We start from the raw sequence: 16612 nt of genomic DNA on the forward strand, positions 1-16612 counted from the left end.
CGTACTGCCGGGTCCGTAGGAAGCCGTGCAGTGCTGTCGGGGTCTGTGCGGCCCCGCGCGATGGTCTCGCTGAAGGCCGTCGCGGCCGGGCCGTGTTGGCGCCTTCTGCCCTCGTACCGGGATCCGGGCCACGGAGCACGCCTTCCACCCGTCCGGAATCCCGACGCCGAACTCCACTGCCCTATCAGTGCACTTCACATCTGTACGGCGAGCGCGCCCGACGCCTGCTGCGGCACCACAGCCGAAGGAACAGCCAAAGGAACAAGGAGTCGGACCTGTCCGGACCGCAGCCGAGGACGGGGCCCATCTGGCCCGTGCACGAGCACCGGCCCGGTCTTGCAGTGAGCGCGAGCTCGCCGCAAGACCGGGCCGAGTGCGTCAACAGCGTCCGCCCGGGCCGGGGCGGCCGAGGGCGCCGGCGGTGCGTGTTACTGGGCCGGGCGGCCCACCAGTTCGCGTAGGAGGTCCTCCAGTGTGACGAGGCCGGCCAGTTTGCCGTCCTCGCCCATCACTCCGGCGAGGTGAGTGCCCGTGCCGCGCATCGTTGTGATGACGTCGTCCAGCGGTGTCGTCGCCGGGACCGTCGCGATGCGGCGCATCCGCTGGAGCGGGAAGGGGAAGTCCCGCGGCCGGGCGTCCAGGGCGTCCTTCACGTGCAGGTAGCCCAGGATGCGGCCCGCCGCGTCCACCACCGGGAACCGCGAGAACCCGGACTCGGCCGACAGCCGCTCCAGCCCCTCGGGAGTGATGCCCAGCGGCGCCGAGACGACCCGCTCGACGGGCGTGACCACGTTCTTCACCGGGCGCTTGCCCAGCTCCAGGGCGTCGCGCAGCCGGTCCGTGGCCCGTGAGTCCAGCAGGCCGGCCGCGCTGGAGTCGGCGACGATCCGGGCGAGCTGGTCGTCCGAGTACGTCGCCGCCACCTCGTCCTTCGGCTCCACCCGCAGCAGCTTCAGCAGCACGTTCGCGAAGGAGTTGATGGCGAAGACGAACGGGCGCAGTGCCCGCGCCAGGGTGACCAGCGGCGGGCCGAGCAGCAGGGCGCTGCGCACCGGCTCGGCCAGCGCGATGTTCTTCGGCACCATCTCGCCGAACAGCATGTGCAAGTACGTCGCCACGGCCAGCGCGATGACGAACGAGATGGGGTGGACCAGGCCCTGCGGCACGCCGAGCACGTCGGAGACGGGCTCCAGCAGGTGGGCGATCGCGGGCTCGGCGACGACACCCAGGACCAGGGTGCACAGCGTGATGCCGAGCTGGGCCGCGGCCATCAGCGCCGAGATGTGGCGCAGGCCCCACATGACGCTGCGGGCGCGCCGGTCGCCCCGGTCGGCGTACGGCTCGATCTGGCTGCGGCGCACCGAGATGAGGGCGAATTCCGCGCCCACGAAGAAGGCGTTGACGACGAGTGTCGCCAGGCCGATCAGGAGCTGGATGAAGGTCATCGGTCCACCTCCCCGGTGCCAGTACCAGTACCAGTACGAGTACCAGTGCCAGTCCCGCCGGCGGCGTCCGCGGGCGGTCCGGTCAGGCGGACTCGGGCCGCGCGGTGACCGGTCGCGTCGACGACGTCGACGCGCCATCCCGCGACCTCCACGGTGTCGCCCCGGCCGGGGATCCGGCCGAGCTCGGTGGCCACGAGGCCGGCCAGGGTCTCGTACGGCCCGTCCGGCGCGTGCAGCCCGATGATCTCCAGCTGGTCGGTGCGGGCCGCGCCGTCCGCGTCGTACAGCGGGCGCCCCGCGGCGTCCGTGCCGGCGGGCGCGAGGTCGGGCACCTCGTGGGGGTCGTGCTCGTCGCGTACCTCGCCGACGACCTCCTCCACGATGTCCTCCAGGGTGACGACGCCGGCGGTGCCGCCGTATTCGTCGATGACGACGGCCATGGTGCGCTTGCCCGACAGCCGGTCCAGGAGCCGGTCCACGGTCAGCGACTCCGGCACGAGCAGCGGCTCGCGCAGGATCGAGGTGACGGGGTGGCGGGGGCGGCGGTCGGCGGGTATGGCCAGGACGTCCTTGATGTGGGCGACGCCGATGACGGTGTCGAGGTTGTTGCGGTAGACGGGGAAGCGGGACAGGCCGGTCGCGCGGGTGGCGTTCGCGACGTCCTCCGCGGTGGCCTGGGCGTCCAGGGCGATGACCTGGACGCGGGGCGTCATCACGTTCTCCGCCGTCAGGTCGGCGAGGCTCAGGGTCCGCACGAAGAGCTCGGCGGTGTCCGCCTCCAGGGTGCCTTCCTTGGCGGAGTGGCGGGCGAGCGCGGCCAGCTCCTGCGGGCCGCGCGCGGAGGCCAGCTCCTCGGCGGGCTCCAGGCCCATCCGGTGCAGGGTGCGGTTCGCGGTGTTGTTCAGGTGCCGGATCAGCGGGCGGAAGGCCGCGGAGAACGCGCGCTGCGGGCCCGCGACCCGCTTGGCGACCGGCAGCGGCCGGGAGATCGCCCAGTTCTTCGGGACGAGCTCGCCGACGACCATCAGCACGACGGTCGACAGCACCGTGGCCAGCACCAGGGCCGTCGTGGAGGCCGCGCCGGCGCCGAGGCCGATCGCCTCCATCGGGCCCGTGAGCAGCGCCGCGATGGACGGCTTGGAGATCATGCCGATGATCAGGCCGGTGACGGTGATGCCGAGCTGGGCGCCGGAGAGCTGGAAGGTGAGGCTGCGCACGGCCTGGATCGCGCCCGCCGCGCCGCGCTCGCCGTTCTCGGCGGCGCGTTCGAGGTCGGCGCGCTCGACGGTGGTGAGCGAGAACTCCGCCGCGACGAAGACGGCGCAGGCCAGGGTCAGCAGCAGGGCGACCACCAGCAGGACTACCTCGGTCATCGGTTCACCTCCGTCCCATGATCGGACGAAGGGACGGGGACCGCGCGATGTCGACTGCGGGGACTACTGGGAGGCTCGCCCATGGGCGGACGCTCACACCTTTCATGTTGTACGGGAAGCTGTCCACCCATGGTAAAGGACGGGCAAAAGGGGCTCCGGCGTTTATTCGGCCCCTCTCCAGCCTTCCCCAGCCCCTCCCCGGCCCCTCTCCGGCGCCCCGCCGGTGTCTGTCAGGCGGCCCGGCCGAGCTCCTCGATCACGGGGGCGAACGCCTCCATCGAGGGCTCCAGGACCGTGAAGTAGGTGAAGCCGAACCGTTCGCGGTGGGCCCGCACCTGGTCCGCGATGTCCTTGACCGAGCCGGCCAGCAGCACCGGGTGCGCCAGCAGCTCGTCCTCGGTCAGGCCGGGGGCCTGCGCGAGCAGCTCGCGGGCGGCGGCGCGGCGGTCGCCCACGACGACCCGCTGCACGAGGATGTTCAGCTCGGCGGGCTCGGGCCGGTCCGCGGCGAAGCCCTGGTAGCGGGCCACCCGCTCGTCCAGGACCGCGGGGGAGACGGGCCGGATGGCGCCGCTGTCGTCCGTCGTCGCCCCCGAGAACGCGGCGATGTCCGCGTACCGCGCGGCGAGCCGCAGCATCCGGTCGCCGTTGCCGCCGAGGAGCAGCGGCGGGCGGGGGCCCTGCGCCGGCCGCGGCGCGTGCTCCGGGTCGCCGAGGAGCCGCTCCAGCTCGCGGACCGTGTGCTCCAGGTGGTCCACGCGCTCGCGCGGCGAGCCGAAGGGCAGGCCCGCGCGGTCGTGCTCGGCCTTCACGTAGCCCGCGCCCAGGCCCAGCTCCAGACGGCCGCCGGTGAGTTGGTCGGTGGTGGCCGCCTCGCGGGCCAGCATCGCCGGGTTCCACAGGCCCGCGTTGAGCACCATGGTGCCCAGGCGCGGGCGCTCGGTGGCCTCGGCGGCGGCGACGAGGGACGGGAACGGCGCGGGCATCCCGAGGTGGTCGGGCACGAGGATCACGTCGTACCCGAGGGCCTCGGCGCGGCGGCACTTCTCGCGCCATTCGGCGGCGGAGCCGGGGGAGAGCATGTTGACGGCGAAGCGGAAGGGGTGGGCGCAGGGGTTCATGATCCAAAGGTAGCGGAGGTAGCCTCCGTTTTTCCTGTGCTTTCGCCGCCGTGCCGCCGCGGTGTGAGAGGGCTCACGCGTGACCGTCCGCCGAATCGACGGAATCGACCTGATCAGCCGGGTTGGCCGAATCCGCCGGATCAGCCACGGGCGGCCGTCTGGCCACGCCCAGGACGCAGGGGGAGGCCGGTGTCGGCACCCGCGTCTGCGGAACCCGCAGCCGGCTGTACGCACCGAGCTCGAACCCCGCCGCCTCGATCGACGCCAGCGGATCCCGCGCCGTGTGGCACCCGCCGAACAGCACGGGCCAGACCGTCCGGTCCAGCGCGTGCTGCGTGACCGCCAGCGCCAGGCCCTCCGCCCGCCCGTGCTCGAAGAACCGCAGCTCACCGCCCGGCCTGAGCACCCGCCGCAGCTCCGCCAGCGCGCGCCGCACGTCCCGCACGGAACACAGCACCAGCGACGTCACCGCCGCGTCGAACGCCTCGCTCTTCACCGGAAGCGCCTCGGCCGCGCCCGGCACCACGTCCACCGGGACGCCCGACCGCACCGCCGCCTCCACCGCGATCCTGCGCAGGCCGCGCTCCGGCTCGATCGCCACCACCTCGGAGACCGTCGGCGGGTAGTACGGGAAGTTCAGGCCGTTCCCCGCGCCGATCTCGATCACCCGGCCCGACAGGCCGGCCAGCAGTTCGCGGCGGTGCGCGCCCACGCCGCCCCGCTCGTCGATGATCGGGCTCACCTTGGCGTAGAAGCGGGCGAAGACCGGATGGTGCACGGCGTCGTGCGGCAACCTGGTGCTCCGAAGCGGCGGCATGGCACACACCCCTTTCCGGGGACGACGGCTACCGCGATTGTTCCCCGGCCGGACCGGCTCGCACCGTCGGCGCGCCGCAAGCTCCGCTGCCGCCGCGGCAGTTGGGGCGGGCGGTGTGTGTGGGGTGGCCGGGGCGAGTGGGGTCAGCGGTGGGCCGCGGTGAAGCCTGCGGCGTCCCAGGTGCCGGACAGCTCCGGCGCCAGCCAGGCGGGGGCCGCCGTGCGGAAGCCCTCCGGCGGGAGGGACCCCGCGCCCTCCGGGACCGCGCCCAGCAGCGGGGCGCCGGCCGACTCCGGCAGGTCGGCGAGGTTGCAGCGCATCGCCAGGTCCGGGGCGGCCGGCCAGCTGCCGATCACCACGCCCTCGCAGCGCAGGCCCCGGGCACGCAGCGCCTCCGCGGTGAGGGCGGTCGTGTTGAGCGTGCCGAGGCCGGCCTGCGCGACGAGCAGGACGGGGGCCGCCAGCAGGTGCGCCACGTCCGCGAGGGTCGCGCCCTCCTCGTCCAGGCGGACGAGGAGCCCGCCGGCGCCCTCGACGAGCACCAGGTCGTGGCTCTCCGCGAGCCGCGCGGCCGCCTTCGCGATCTCCGGCGGGCGGACGGGGGCGAGGCCGGCCCGGGCCGCGGCCGTGCCCGGCGCGAGCGGCTCGGGGAACCGCGCGAGCTCCTCGCCGGTCACCGCGTCCCCCGCGAGCCGCCGCACCTCGGCGACATCACCGGGCTCGCCCGGCGCGACCCCCGTCTGCGCGGGCTTGAGCACGGCGACGGAGCGGCCGGCGGCCCGCGCCGCCGCCGCGAGGGCTGCGGTAACGATGGTCTTCCCGACCTCGGTGCCGGTGCCGGTGACGACGAGTACGGTCATGAATGTCCTCAGCCTTCTGTCTCATATTCCTGGTCCCCGGCCGAGGGCTGTCCGGCAGCGCCGGGCTGCGCCGTCTCGGCCGAGCGCCGCTGCGGCGGAGAAAGGACGCGCAGCAGCGCCGCATTCCCCCGCCGCGGCGCTGATCAGCCACCGTGGTGCTGTCCGGCGGTGCCGGATGGGCCTGCCCGGTGACCCGGGCGGCCGGGGAGCCCGGCGCCCCCGTGCGGCCCGCGTCACGCGATGCGGGCCGCCGCGCGGACCGCCGCGCACACCCGGGCCACGTCCTCGTCCGTCGTCACGTACGGCGGCATCACGTACAGCAGGTCGCGGAACGGGCGCAGCCAGACGCCCTCGCGGACCACGGCCCGCGTTGCCGCCGCGACGTCGACCTCGTGGTCGAGCTGGACGACGCCGATCGCGCCGAGGACGCGGACGTCCCGTACGCCCGGCAGCTCGGCCGCCTCGGCGAGGCCGTCCCGCAGGCCCGTCTCGATGCGCTTGACCTCCGTCTGCCAGTCCTGGCCCAGGAGGAGGTCGATCGAGGCGTTGGCGACGGCCGCGGCGAGCGGGTTGCCCATGAACGTCGGCCCGTGCGCCAGCACCGGCACCTCGCCCCGCGAGATGCCGTCGGCGACCCGCGTCGTGCACAGCGTCGCCGCCATCGTCAGATAGCCGCCGGTGAGCGCCTTGCCGAGGCACATCACGTCGGGCGTGACCCCGGCGTGGTCGGCCGCGAACAGCCGGCCCGTACGGCCGAACCCCGTGGCGATCTCGTCGAAGACGAGGAGCACGTCATGCTCGTCGCACGCGTCCCGCAGGACCCGCAGCAGCGCGGGATCGTGGAAGCGCATCCCGCCCGCACCCTGCACCACCGGCTCGACGATGACCGCCGCGAGCTCGTGGGCATGGGCGGCGAGCGTCTCGCGCAGGTGCGCCGCGTACGCCGCGACGGCCTCCGGGCCCGCGGACAGAGCCGGCGGCGCGTCCGCGAAGACGTGCTTCGGGAGCGCCCCGGACCACAGCTCGTGCATGCCGCCGTCGGGGTCGCACACGGCCATCGGCTGCCACGTGTCCCCGTGGTAGCCGCCGCGCCACGTCATCAGCCGCCGCTTCTCCGGCCGCCCGGCCGAGCGCCAGTACTGCAAGCACATCTTGACGGCCACTTCGACCGACACCGAGCCGGAGTCGGCGAGGAAGACGTGTTCCAGCCCCTCGGGGGTGATCTCCACGAGCCGCGCGGCGAGCCGCACGGCGGGCTCGTGGGTGAGCCCGCCGAACATCACATGGCTCATCCGCCCCAGCTGCGCCTGCGCGGCCTCGTTGAGGACGGGGTGGTTGTAGCCGTGGACGGCGGACCACCACGAGGACATGCCGTCGATCAGCTCGCCCACACCCTCGACGGGTTCGGCGAGCCGCAGCCGCACCCCCGACGCGGACGCGACGAGCAGCGGCTCCTGGCGGCCCGGCATCGGACCGTAGGGGTGCCACACGTGCTGCCGGTCGAGGGCGAGGAGCTCGCCGGGGGTGAGCGGCTCAGGCATTGGGCGGCAGGTCCGTGCCCGCGCCCCGGCGCCGCACGGCGACCAGGTCCGTCCGCGCGTCCTGGCCGGCGCCGACGGCCTCGGCCACGGGAGCCTCGGCCTCGGCAACCGCGGCCACAGGAGCCTCAGCCGCAGCCGGAACGGCCGAGTCGTCCCCGCAAGGCCCGCACGACCCCCCGCCGCAGCCCGCCCCGGCGACGTCCGCCCGGTGCGCCGGCAGCGTCGTCGTGCCGGCCCCCTCGACCTCGAACCCGGCGTCCGCGATCATGTCCAGGTCGGCCTTGCCCTCCTGGCCCTCGCTGGTCAGGTAGTCGCCGAGGAAGATCGAGTTGACCAGGTGCAGGGCGAGCGGCTGCATCGACCGCAGGTGCACCTCGCGCCCGCCCGCCAGCCGGACCTCCACGTCCGGGCAGACGAACCGCACCATGGCGAGGATGCGCAGCGCCCGCTGCGGGGTGAGGTTCCACTCCTTGGCGAGCGGCGTGCCCTCGAACGGGATGAGGAAGTTGACCGGCACCGAGTCCGGGTCCAGGTCGCGCAGCGAGAAGACGACGTCGACGAGGTCCTCGTCGCTCTCGCCCATGCCCGCGATCAGCCCGGAGCAGGCGGACATGCCCGCCGCCTGGGCCTGCTGCACGGTGTCGACGCGGTCGGCGTAGGTGTGGGTGGTGGTGATGCCGCCGTAGGTGGCTTCGGAGGTGTTGAGGTTGTGGTTGTACGCGTCGGCGCCCGCCTCGCGCAGCCGCTCGGCCTGGCCCGCGGAGAGCAGCCCGAGGCACGCGCACACCTCGACGTCCTCGTTCTGCTCCTTGATCGCCTCGATGGTCTTCGAGACGCGGTCGATGTCCCGGTCCGTGGGCCCGCGGCCGCTCGCGACCAGGCAGACCCGCTTCGCGCCGCCCGCGACGCCGGCCGCGGCGGCCTTGGAGGCGTCCTCCGGCTTGAGCCAGGTGTACTTGAGGATCTCGGCCTTGGAGCCGAGCCGCTGCGAGCAGTATGAGCAGTCCTCGGGGCACAGCCCCGACTTCAGGTTGACGAGGTAGTTGAGCTTCACCCGGCGCCCGAACCACTTGCGGCGCACCTTGCCGGCCGCGGCCACCACGTCGAGCAGGTCGTCGTCGGAGGTCGCCAGCACGGCGAGCGCCTCTTCACGGCTCGGCAGCTCGCGCCGCAGCCCCTTGTCCACCAGCGTGTTCAGCAGGTCCATGGCGGTGATCCTCGCTCACGGGGCGCCCTTGGCCAAGGTAGGGATTACACAACACGGGCGGTTTGATGTGTGTGTATTGCCACACCCTGACCAGGAGTGACGGCCGCTACGTTCTAGAGAGGTTCTATCCGGGCTCCACAGATCGCTCCGTAGATCTCTCTACGGATCGCTCTGCGGAACGTCCGGCAGAACGCTCTACGGAGCGCTCCGCGGAGAACCGGCCCCCAGCCCCCTTAATACGCGAACGCGAAGGACGGCCTCATGCCCCAGGACGACGCCTTCGGGTGGATCGACGCGCACCACGAGCGGCGTCTGGCGGCCGGCCTCGTACGGACCCTGCGGCCGCGGTCCGCCGACGCGCCGCTGGTGGACCTGGCGGGCAACGACTACCTCGGCCTCACCCGCCACCCGGAGGTCACCGAGGCCGCCGCCGCGGCCGCCCGGGAGTGGGGCGCGGGCGCGACCGGCTCCCGCCTGGTCACCGGGAGCACCGCCCTGCACGCCCGGCTGGAGGCGGAGCTCGCCGCGTTCTGCGGCTTCGAGGCGGCGCTCGTGTTCTCCTCCGGCTACACGGCCAACCTCGCCGCCGTCACCGCCCTCGCCGGGCCCGCCGGCGGCGTCGACGGCGCCCTGCTCGTCTCCGACGAGGGCAACCACGCCTCGCTGATCGACGGCTGCCGGCTCGCCCGCGCCGAGAAGGCGATCGTGCCGCACGCCGACCCCGACGCCGTCCGCAAGGCCCTCGCCGCGCACGCCGGCCGCGCCCTGGCCGTCACCGACTCCGTCTTCTCCGTCGACGGCGACGCCGCCCCGCTGACCGCGCTCGCCGCGGCGTGCCGCGAGCACGGCGCCGCGCTGCTCGTGGACGACGCGCACGGACTCGGCGTCCTCGGCGAGGGCGGCCGCGGCGCGGTGCACGCGGCGGGCCTCGCGGGCGCCCCCGACGTCGTCGCCACGGTCACCCTGTCGAAGTCGCTCGGCAGCCAGGGCGGCGCGGTGCTCGGCCCCGCGCGCGTGATCCGGCACCTCGTGAGCAACGCCCGGACGTTCATCTTCGACACCGGCCTCGCCCCGGCGGCGGCCGGCGCCGCACTGGCGGCCCTCGCCGTGCTGCGCCGCGAGCCGCAGCGCGCGGCCCGGGTCCGCGAGATCGCCGCCGGCCTGCACGGCAGGTTCGTGGCGGCGGGCTTCGAGGCGGTACGGCCCGACGCGGCGGTGGTGTCCGTCCGCGCGCCCTCGCCGGAGGCAGCGGTGCGGTGGGCGGCGGACTGCCGGGAGGCCGGGTTCGCGGTCGGCTGCTTCCGGCCGCCGTCCGTGCCGGACGGCATCTCGCGGCTGCGGCTGACCGCCCGGGCGGACCTCTCGGACGCGCAGGTGACGGCAGCGGCCGACGCGATCGTACGGACCGCGCCGGCCGCCTGAGAGAACGCGGGAGAACGGGAAGAGCTGAAAGGACGCAGGAAAACGGGAAAAGGGGCCTTACCGGTTCACAGCGGGCCGGGCCCGCCGTTGCGCAGTCCTTCGACGAAGCACGTCCACGCGGCGGAGCGGAAGAGGAGCGCGGGACCGCTCGCCCGCTTGGAGTCGCGCACGGCGAGGAGCCGGCCGGGGAGCGGTCCGGCCGTCTCGACGCAGTTGTTGTAACCGGTGCTGTAGCTGCTGCGCCGCCACGAAGCGCCGCGGAGAAGCGAAGGGGCGGCAAGTACGTACCGAGGCATTGCGGACATGGTGCCTCCTTACGCGCCGTCGTTGATCCCGGCGATGAATTCCAGTGAGTTCTCGTGCGAGAGCGCGTGTTCGCGCAGCGTCGTGAAGGCCGCGCCGTACGCCCGGAGGTCTTCTTTCCGCTCCAGGTAGAGGCTACTCGTCAAGTGGTCGAGAACCACCACGTCCAGATCAGCAATGCGCGGAAATGAGAAGATAACAAAAGGCCCGGTGATGCCGATATGGCCGCCGCTGGAGAACGGCAGGACGTGCAGCCGCACGTGCCCCAGCGACCCCGTCTCCACCAGGTGCCGCAGCTGTCCGGCCATGACCTCCGGCCCGCCCACCTCATGGCGCAATACCGCCTCGTCCAGCACGGCGCACACTTCCAGCGGCTGCTCGCCCCGCAGCACCGCCTGCCGCGCCATGCGCACCCGTACCAGCTCCTCGACCTGCTCCGGGGCGGGGTCGCCCAGCGCCGCGCGGGTCACGGCCCGGGCGTAGGCGGGCGTCTGGAGCAGGCCGGGCACCACGGTGGTCTCCAGCGTGCTTAACCGCGATGCCTCCGACTCCAGGCTGATGAAGTCCAGATAGGCCGGTGGCAGCCGGTCGCGGTAGGCGTACCACCAGCCGCGCCGGGCCCCCGCCCCCTCGCCCGGCACGGGCGACCCCGCCCCGCACAACGCCCCCAGCAGCGCGCGCAGTTCGGGGTCGGTGACCCCGTAGGCGTCCAGGAGCCGCGCCACGTCCGCCGGTTTCACGCCACTGGCGCCCGTCTCGATCCGGCTGACCTTCGACTGGTGCCAGCCCACCGCGCGCGCGGCCTCCAGGCTCGTCAGCCCGGCCAGTTCGCGCTGGCGGCGCAGCTCCGCCCCCAGCTTGCGGCGGCGTACCGCCGGTCCGTAGCGCATCGGCCCTCCCCTAGGTCACTGTCACTGTCATACGTCAGTGTCAATAGCCCAGTGTGCCGGGGGAATACGGTCGCTCGTCGCAGAGTTCACCGCTTTGAGCGACAGATATATGCATATCTTGGGGGATCGCTCCCATCCCAGGCGTTATCAGTGGCAGGCTGTCGCCCAGAGCCGCCCGAGGCCGCTCACGACCCCCACTGACGTACGGCATGCTCCCTGATTTCCGTGGCAGTGCACCGGCGGTGCACGGGGTCCGGCCTTCGGCGGGACCTCGGCTGAAAGGGCCACCGCCATGGCAGACCGCCAAGAAGCCACCGTCACCCTGCCGAGCGCCCCCGGCTCGGTCTCCACGGCGCGGCGCTACGTCGCGGAGGTGCTGGCCGACTGGGGACTGCCGGGCGGGACGGACACCGCCGAGACCGTGCGCCTGATCGTCTCGGAGCTCGCCACCAACGCCGTGCAGCACACCCGGGGTCAGTCGCCCACCTTCACCGTGGACGTCCGCCTCGACCGCGACCAGCAGCTGCGCATCGGGGTCACCGACAGCCACCCCCGCTTCCCCCGGCGGCTGCCCGCCGCGGTCCAGCAGGACAACGGCCGCGGCATGGTGATCATCCGCTGTCTCACCGCCGAGTACGGAGGACGGCTGTTCTTCACCCCCACCTCCGACGGCGGCAAGACGGTGTGGATCTCCCTCCCCTGGACCGTGCCGGTCAGCGCCGAGCGCTGAACTCCCCTCCGGCCGGCCAGGCCCCCCGCACGGCGTGCGGGGGGCCTCGGGCCCGTTCGGGGCGGTTGCGGGCCTGCCGCCGGCGCGGGGATCAGCCGACGCGGCCGTAGCGCACGCTGTTGGTCCAGATCCGCTCCAGGCGGACGACCGCGCCGGTCTTCGGCGCGTGCCAGATCCTCCCGTCCCCGGCGTATATCCCGACGTGGTAGATGCCGCGCCCGGAGACGAAGAAGACCAGGTCGCCGACTTCGCGTGCGGACCGCGGGATGTGCTGCGTGCTGTTGTACTGCTGGGCGGCGGTGCGGGGCAGCGATTTGCCGGCCCGCTTGAAGGAGTAGAGCGTCAGGCCCGAGCAGTCGAACCGGTAGGGTCCGGTCGCTCCCCACTGGTACGGGGAGCCCTGCTTCGAGGCCGCGATCCGCAGTGCCATGGTGGAGACGGAAGACGCCTCCGCCTCTGCCGCGCCGCCCGGTGCCAGGACCGTGGCCCCGACGGCGGCGAGAGTGAGGGCCGATGCGGCACCGGCCCTGGACAGCTTCGACGGACGTTTGTGCGCGCCCATGCGCTAACCCTTCGTCAGCCGCCTGTGAAGGATGACCTGTCGGGTTCGGGCAGGCGAAGGTTGCCCGGCCGCTGTCAACGGCTTCACCCCAAGGGCCGACCGCACTACTCTTGGTCGTCCCACCACTCTTGGGTCCTCCATCCCTGCCGTGCACCTAAGTCGACCCGGCATCCCGTCGGCGGCAGGGTTCGGCGTCCGCCGGGACCGCCCCGCCGGGGTGGCGGGGTCTTGTCGTCGCAGGGATCTTGGCGCAGCCGCCGTGCGGATTCCGAGCGGATCCAGGGGTATGTGAGGCTGATCACTCTTGGGCAATTCCGGTGGACACAGGGCGAATTGATGGTGTCCGCGGAAGCCGGCTGAGGCGCTGGCCTGCGGCGGTTCGTACCCGGCCGGGCGCAATCCGGCCGTCCGCCCCAAATCGATCACCGCGCCCCGTCTACGCCGTGATCCTCCATGGGGCGGAGCCGGGTTTATTCGCGCGCGGACCCCGGCCCCTCCGGCGCACATGGCGCGGAGATCCCTTCGCCCCCGGCGCTCTGCGCCGCGGACCCGTACCGCCCGCGTCGGCACGGCCCGTTCACACCTCCCGTTCGCCGGTTTCGTACACGCCTGCGAAACCGGGCCGCGGGCGCGCCGCGGCGACGGCCGCAGGTGCGGTACCCGTAGCCGGCCGTACGTGTCGTGCGGACGGACGGTCATGATCCGGCCCAGAAGATCCAGTAGATGCATGCGACAGCCGGCCCGGATAGCTATGGCCATGACAACGCAAAGAGTCAGTTAACGCGTTGGAAAAGGTTGCGCCCTAATCTGCAATCCCTGGCCACCGACCGAAGAACCCCAGGTCAACACCGTGTTGAACTCGGGTTGCGGCCCGGTGCGGCCGGCCGGGACCCCCCGGGACAACAGTGAGGTGGGACATGCAACTCTCCCCGCGCGAGCAGGAACGCCTGCTCCTCCACGTGGCGGCCGACGTCGCCGCGCGGCGCAAGGCCCGTGGCCTGCTCCTCAACCACCCCGAGGCGGTGGCCCTCATCACCGTGCACGTCCTGGAGGGCGCCCGGGACGGCCGCACCGTCGCCGAGCTCATGTCCTCCGGCCGCAAGGTGCTCACCCGGGACGAGGTCATGGAGGGCATCCCCGAGATGCTCCCCGACGTCCAGATCGAGGCCACCTTCCCTGACGGCACCAAGCTCGTCACCGTCCACGATCCCATCTGCTGAAGGGGCGGACCCGATGATTCCCGGAGAGATCCTGCACGCCGCCGAGCCCGTGGCCCTCAACCAGGGCCTGCACCGCACCCGGCTCACCGTGCTCAACGCCGCCGACCGCCCCGTGCAGGTCGGCTCGCACTACCACTTCGCCGAGGCCAACCCCGGCCTCGACTTCGACCGGGCCGCCGCCCGCGGCAAGCGCCTCGACATCGCCGCGGGCACCGCCGTCCGCTTCGAGCCGGGCATCCCCGTCCGGGTCGACCTCGTGCCCATCGGCGGCAAGCGCATCGTCGAGGGCCTGCGCGGCGAGTGCGGGGGACCGCTCGATGAGTGAGCTCAGTCGCGTCGCCTACGCCGACCTCTACGGGCCGACCGCCGGCGACCGCATCCGCCTCGCCGACACCGGCCTCGTCATCGAGATCGAGGAGGACCGCAGCGGCGGACCCGGCCACGCCGGCGACGAGGCCGTCTTCGGCGGCGGCAAGGTCATCCGCGAGTCCATGGGCCAGTCCCGCGCGACCCGCGCCGACGGCGCCCCCGACACCGTCATCACCGGCGCCCTCGTCCTCGACCACTGGGGGATCGTCAAGGCCGACGTCGGGATCCGCGACGGCCGCATCACCGGCATCGGCAAGGCCGGCAACCCCGACACCATGGACGGCGTCCACCCCGACCTCGTCATCGGCCCCGAGACCGAGGTCATCGCCGGCAACGGCAAGATCCTCACCGCCGGCGCCATCGACGCCCACGTCCACTTCATCTGCCCGCAGGCCGCCGACGAGGCCCTCGCCTCCGGCGTCACCACCCTGCTCGGCGGCGGCACCGGGCCCGCCGAGGGCAGCAAGGCCACCACCATCACCCCCGGCGCCTGGCACCTCGCCCGCATGTTCGAGGCGATGGAGGGGTACCCCGTCAACCTCGGCCTGCTGGGCAAGGGCAACACCGTCTCCTACGACTCGATGCGCGCCCAGCTGCGGGCCGGCGCCGTCGGCTTCAAGATCCACGAGGACTGGGGGGCGACGCCCGCCGCCATCGACGCCTGCCTGGCCGTGTGCGAGGAGAGCGGCGCCCAGCTCGCCATCCACACCGACACCCTCAACGAAGCCGGCTTCGTCGGCGACACCCTCGCCGCCATCGCCGGCCGCTCCATCCACGCCTACCACACGGAAGGCGCCGGCGGCGGCCACGCACCCGACATCATCACCGTCGTCTCCGAGGCCAACGTCCTGCCCAGCTCCACCAACCCCACCCGGCCGCACACCATCAACACCGTCGACGAACACCTCGACATGCTGATGGTCTGCCACCACCTCAACCCGGCCGTCCCCGAAGACCTCGCCTTCGCCGAATCCCGCATCCGGCCCGGCACCATCGCCGCCGAAGACGTCCTGCACGACCTCGGCGCGATCTCCATCATCTCCTCCGACTCCCAGGCCATGGGCCGCATCGGCGAGATCGTCCTGCGCACCTGGCAGACCGCGCACGTGATGAAGGAGCGCCGCGGCGCCCTGCCCGGCGACGGCCCCGCCGACAACGTCCGCGCCCGGCGCTACGTCGCCAAATACACCATCAACCCGGCCGTCGCGCAGGGCCTCGACCACGAGATCGGCTCCGTCGAGCCCGGCAAGCTCGCCGACCTCGTGCTCTGGGACCCCGCCTTCTTCGGCGTACGGCCGCAGCTCGTCATCAAGGGCGGGCAGATCGCCTACGCGCAGATGGGCGACGCCAACGCCTCCATCCCCACCCCGCAACCCGTCCTGCCCCGCCCCATGTTCGGCGCCCGCGGCCGGGCCCCCGCCGCCAACTCCCTCAACTTCGTCACCCAGTGGGCCATGGACGACGGCCTCCCGGAACGGCTCGGGCTGGGCAAGCGGTTCGTTCCCATACGGTCCACGCGCGGCGTGACCAAGGCCGACATGCGCAACAACGACGCCAGGCCCAGGGTCGAGGTCGACTCCGACACGTTCACGGTCACCGTCGACGGCGAAGTGATCGAACCCCGGCCGGCGGCGGAACTGCCGATGGCCCAGCGCTACTTCCTGTTCTGATGAGCGCGACGACTGCATCCGCCGCGCCGGCTGGGAGGACAGGCGGCCTCGCCGCCCTCCTCGTCCTCGCCGACGGGCGCCTCCCCGCCGGAGGCCACGCGCACTCCGGCGGGGCCGAAGCCGCCGTCAAGGCCGGGCGGATCACCGACGGGCGGACCCTGGAGGAGTTCTGCCGGGGACGGCTGCACACCGCCGGGCTCGCCGCGGCCGCCCTCGCCGCCGCGGCCGCCGCCGGACTCGACCCGCTCGCCCTCGACGACGCCGCGGACGCCCGCACCCCCGCGCCCGCCCTGCGCGCCACCGCCCGGCGCCTCGGCCGGCAGCTGATGCGCGCCGCCCGCGCCACCTGGCCCTCGGACGCGCTCGACGCCCTCGCCGCGGCCCGGCCGCGCGGCGCCCACCAGCCGGTCGTCCTCGGCCTCACGGCCCGGTCCGCCGGACTGGGCCCGCTGGACGCCGCCTACGCCGCCGTCTACGAGTCGGTCAGCGGTCCGGCGAGCGCGGCCGTACGCCTGCTGAGCCTCGACCCGTTCGACGCGACGGCCGTCCTGGCCCGGCTCGCACCGGCCATGGACGCGGTCGCGGAACGCGCGGCGGACGCCGCGCGCCGGGCCGGGGTGGAAGGCCCCGACGCCCTGCCCGCCTGCTCGGCGCCGCTCCTCGACATCACGGCGGAACTCCACGCGTCCTGGCCCGTACGACTCTTCGCAAGCTGATGCGTACTCATGACGCCTCCGCCCAAGGGCCATTCCGCCGGACCCTCGCCGCGGTGGCTTGCCGCCGTGGCGGCGGGATTCTTCTTGCTGGTGCCACGGCGGGCAAGGTCTTCCGCCGCGACGGAGACCGGCCGCCGTGTCGCGGCCCGGCAGTGCCGAACCGCACCCCGGACTGCGGCCGTGATGGCCGGCCGCCGCCGCGGCACGAGGTCTCTTCCGCCGCGACGCCGATCGGCCACAACGTGGCAGCCCGGCGGTGCCCGACCGCGCCCAGGGCGCTCGCCTCGGCGGCGCGCCGCCGATACGGCGCGAAGTCTCATCCGCCGCCGCGGCGGCCGGCCACAACGTGGCAGCCCGGCGGTGCCG

16 protein-coding genes and 1 riboswitch are annotated in these 16612 nt (G+C 73.5%); of the genes, 6 read left to right on the top strand and 10 right to left on the bottom strand.

Features of this window, described 5'->3' with window-relative positions:
* Window positions 1-428 precede the first annotated feature (428 nt).
* The 7 genes from D7231_RS21880 to bioB all read right to left on the bottom strand — a co-directional run bounded on the left by D7231_RS21880 (window position 429) and on the right by bioB (window position 8364).
* Window positions 429-1445 (bottom strand): hemolysin family protein, encoded by a 1017-nt coding sequence (locus tag D7231_RS21880; protein WP_120757209.1) that lies wholly within the window; start codon window positions 1443-1445, stop codon window positions 429-431.
* Complete coding sequence (locus D7231_RS21885; RefSeq protein WP_120757210.1) at window positions 1442-2818, bottom strand: hemolysin family protein; 1377 nt, start codon at window positions 2816-2818, stop codon at window positions 1442-1444. The genes D7231_RS21880 and D7231_RS21885 overlap by 4 nt, the downstream gene beginning before the upstream one ends.
* A 230-nt stretch (window positions 2819-3048) precedes the next feature.
* Window positions 3049-3939 (bottom strand): LLM class F420-dependent oxidoreductase, encoded by an 891-nt coding sequence (locus D7231_RS21890; protein WP_120757211.1) that lies wholly within the window; start codon window positions 3937-3939, stop codon window positions 3049-3051.
* 73 nt (window positions 3940-4012) lie between these two features.
* Entirely contained in the window at window positions 4013-4756 is a 744-nt protein-coding gene (locus tag D7231_RS21895; RefSeq protein WP_120757212.1) for a class I SAM-dependent methyltransferase, read from the bottom strand.
* A gap of 143 nt (window positions 4757-4899) precedes the next feature.
* Window positions 4900-5616, bottom strand: a complete 717-nt coding sequence (bioD, locus tag D7231_RS21900; RefSeq protein ID WP_120757213.1) for a dethiobiotin synthase — start codon at window positions 5614-5616, stop codon at window positions 4900-4902.
* A gap of 233 nt (window positions 5617-5849) precedes the next feature.
* Entirely contained in the window at window positions 5850-7157 is a 1308-nt protein-coding gene (locus tag D7231_RS21905) for an adenosylmethionine--8-amino-7-oxononanoate transaminase (protein WP_120757214.1), read from the bottom strand.
* Window positions 7150-8364 carry a biotin synthase BioB gene (gene bioB / locus D7231_RS21910; RefSeq protein ID WP_120757215.1) on the bottom strand — a complete coding sequence of 405 codons (1215 nt, stop codon included), beginning with the start codon at window positions 8362-8364 and terminating at the stop codon, window positions 7150-7152. The genes D7231_RS21905 and bioB overlap by 8 nt, the downstream gene beginning before the upstream one ends.
* Window positions 8365-8625: 261 nt before the next feature.
* Between bioB and D7231_RS21915 the strand changes: the two genes are divergently transcribed.
* Window positions 8626-9786: an 8-amino-7-oxononanoate synthase gene (locus tag D7231_RS21915; protein ID WP_120757216.1), complete on the top strand. Its 1161-nt coding sequence runs from the start codon at window positions 8626-8628 to the stop codon at window positions 9784-9786.
* Between the two features lie 65 nt (window positions 9787-9851).
* Here the strand turns inward: D7231_RS21915 and D7231_RS21920 are convergent, their stop codons facing one another.
* Both D7231_RS21920 and D7231_RS21925 read right to left on the bottom strand, forming a co-directional pair.
* Window positions 9852-10091 carry a DUF397 domain-containing protein gene (locus D7231_RS21920; protein WP_120757217.1) on the bottom strand — a complete coding sequence of 80 codons (240 nt, stop codon included), beginning with the start codon at window positions 10089-10091 and terminating at the stop codon, window positions 9852-9854.
* Between the two features lie 9 nt (window positions 10092-10100).
* Window positions 10101-10979 carry a helix-turn-helix domain-containing protein gene (locus tag D7231_RS21925; protein ID WP_120757218.1) on the bottom strand — a complete coding sequence of 293 codons (879 nt, stop codon included), beginning with the start codon at window positions 10977-10979 and terminating at the stop codon, window positions 10101-10103.
* 292 nt (window positions 10980-11271) lie between these two features.
* Here D7231_RS21925 and D7231_RS21930 point away from each other — a divergent pair, with 292 nt between their 5' ends.
* Window positions 11272-11709, top strand: coding sequence for an ATP-binding protein (locus tag D7231_RS21930; protein WP_120757219.1), 438 nt, complete (start codon window positions 11272-11274; stop codon window positions 11707-11709).
* A 91-nt stretch (window positions 11710-11800) separates the two neighbouring features.
* Here the strand turns inward: D7231_RS21930 and D7231_RS21935 are convergent, their stop codons facing one another.
* The gene (locus D7231_RS21935; protein WP_120757220.1) at window positions 11801-12271 is read right to left on the bottom strand and encodes a C40 family peptidase; all 471 of its coding nucleotides are present in this window, start codon (window positions 12269-12271) and stop codon (window positions 11801-11803) included.
* Window positions 12272-12275: 4 nt separating this feature from the next.
* Window positions 12276-12451, bottom strand: a riboswitch (cyclic di-AMP (ydaO/yuaA leader).
* A 737-nt stretch (window positions 12452-13188) separates the two neighbouring features.
* On the opposite strand from D7231_RS21935, the gene D7231_RS21940 reads away from it, so the two are divergent.
* Genes D7231_RS21940 through D7231_RS21955 form a run of 4 tightly spaced genes read left to right on the top strand, consistent with a single transcriptional unit; the run spans window position 13189 to window position 16246 of the window.
* Window positions 13189-13491, top strand: coding sequence for an urease subunit gamma (locus D7231_RS21940; RefSeq protein ID WP_120757221.1), 303 nt, complete (start codon window positions 13189-13191; stop codon window positions 13489-13491).
* A gap of 13 nt (window positions 13492-13504) precedes the next feature.
* Window positions 13505-13816, top strand: coding sequence for an urease subunit beta (locus D7231_RS21945; protein ID WP_120757222.1), 312 nt, complete (start codon window positions 13505-13507; stop codon window positions 13814-13816).
* A complete protein-coding gene (locus D7231_RS21950) occupies window positions 13809-15530 on the top strand; it encodes an urease subunit alpha (protein WP_120757223.1) in 1722 nt (573 codons plus the stop codon). The genes D7231_RS21945 and D7231_RS21950 overlap by 8 nt, the downstream gene beginning before the upstream one ends.
* The gene (locus D7231_RS21955; RefSeq protein ID WP_120757224.1) at window positions 15530-16246 is read left to right on the top strand and encodes an urease accessory protein UreF; all 717 of its coding nucleotides are present in this window, start codon (window positions 15530-15532) and stop codon (window positions 16244-16246) included. The genes D7231_RS21950 and D7231_RS21955 overlap by 1 nt, the downstream gene beginning before the upstream one ends.
* Window positions 16247-16612: the final 366 nt, after the last annotated feature.

Source organism: Streptomyces klenkii, assembly GCF_003626645.1.
Lineage (GTDB): Bacteria > Actinomycetota > Actinomycetes > Streptomycetales > Streptomycetaceae > Streptomyces > Streptomyces klenkii.

What these genes read in the sequence shown, in the direction of transcription:
- D7231_RS21895 (WP_120757212.1), bottom strand. Translation starts at nt 4,756, where the DNA reads ATGCCGCCGCTTCGGAGCACCAGGTTGCCGCACGACGCCGTGCACCAT.
- D7231_RS21905 (WP_120757214.1), bottom strand. Translation starts at nt 7,157, where the DNA reads ATGCCTGAGCCGCTCACCCCCGGCGAGCTCCTCGCCCTCGACCGGCAG.
- D7231_RS21915 (WP_120757216.1), top strand. Translation starts at nt 8,626, where the DNA reads ATGCCCCAGGACGACGCCTTCGGGTGGATCGACGCGCACCACGAGCGG.
- D7231_RS21925 (WP_120757218.1), bottom strand. Translation starts at nt 10,979, where the DNA reads ATGCGCTACGGACCGGCGGTACGCCGCCGCAAGCTGGGGGCGGAGCTG.
- D7231_RS21950 (WP_120757223.1), top strand. Translation starts at nt 13,809, where the DNA reads ATGAGTGAGCTCAGTCGCGTCGCCTACGCCGACCTCTACGGGCCGACC.
- bioB (WP_120757215.1), bottom strand. Translation starts at nt 8,364, where the DNA reads ATGGACCTGCTGAACACGCTGGTGGACAAGGGGCTGCGGCGCGAGCTG.
- D7231_RS21930 (WP_120757219.1), top strand. Translation starts at nt 11,272, where the DNA reads ATGGCAGACCGCCAAGAAGCCACCGTCACCCTGCCGAGCGCCCCCGGC.
- D7231_RS21955 (WP_120757224.1), top strand. Translation starts at nt 15,530, where the DNA reads ATGAGCGCGACGACTGCATCCGCCGCGCCGGCTGGGAGGACAGGCGGC.
- bioD (WP_120757213.1), bottom strand. Translation starts at nt 5,616, where the DNA reads ATGACCGTACTCGTCGTCACCGGCACCGGCACCGAGGTCGGGAAGACC.
- D7231_RS21880 (WP_120757209.1), bottom strand. Translation starts at nt 1,445, where the DNA reads ATGACCTTCATCCAGCTCCTGATCGGCCTGGCGACACTCGTCGTCAAC.
- D7231_RS21920 (WP_120757217.1), bottom strand. Translation starts at nt 10,091, where the DNA reads ATGTCCGCAATGCCTCGGTACGTACTTGCCGCCCCTTCGCTTCTCCGC.
- D7231_RS21945 (WP_120757222.1), top strand. Translation starts at nt 13,505, where the DNA reads ATGATTCCCGGAGAGATCCTGCACGCCGCCGAGCCCGTGGCCCTCAAC.
- D7231_RS21890 (WP_120757211.1), bottom strand. Translation starts at nt 3,939, where the DNA reads ATGAACCCCTGCGCCCACCCCTTCCGCTTCGCCGTCAACATGCTCTCC.
- D7231_RS21935 (WP_120757220.1), bottom strand. Translation starts at nt 12,271, where the DNA reads ATGGGCGCGCACAAACGTCCGTCGAAGCTGTCCAGGGCCGGTGCCGCA.
- D7231_RS21940 (WP_120757221.1), top strand. Translation starts at nt 13,189, where the DNA reads ATGCAACTCTCCCCGCGCGAGCAGGAACGCCTGCTCCTCCACGTGGCG.
- D7231_RS21885 (WP_120757210.1), bottom strand. Translation starts at nt 2,818, where the DNA reads ATGACCGAGGTAGTCCTGCTGGTGGTCGCCCTGCTGCTGACCCTGGCC.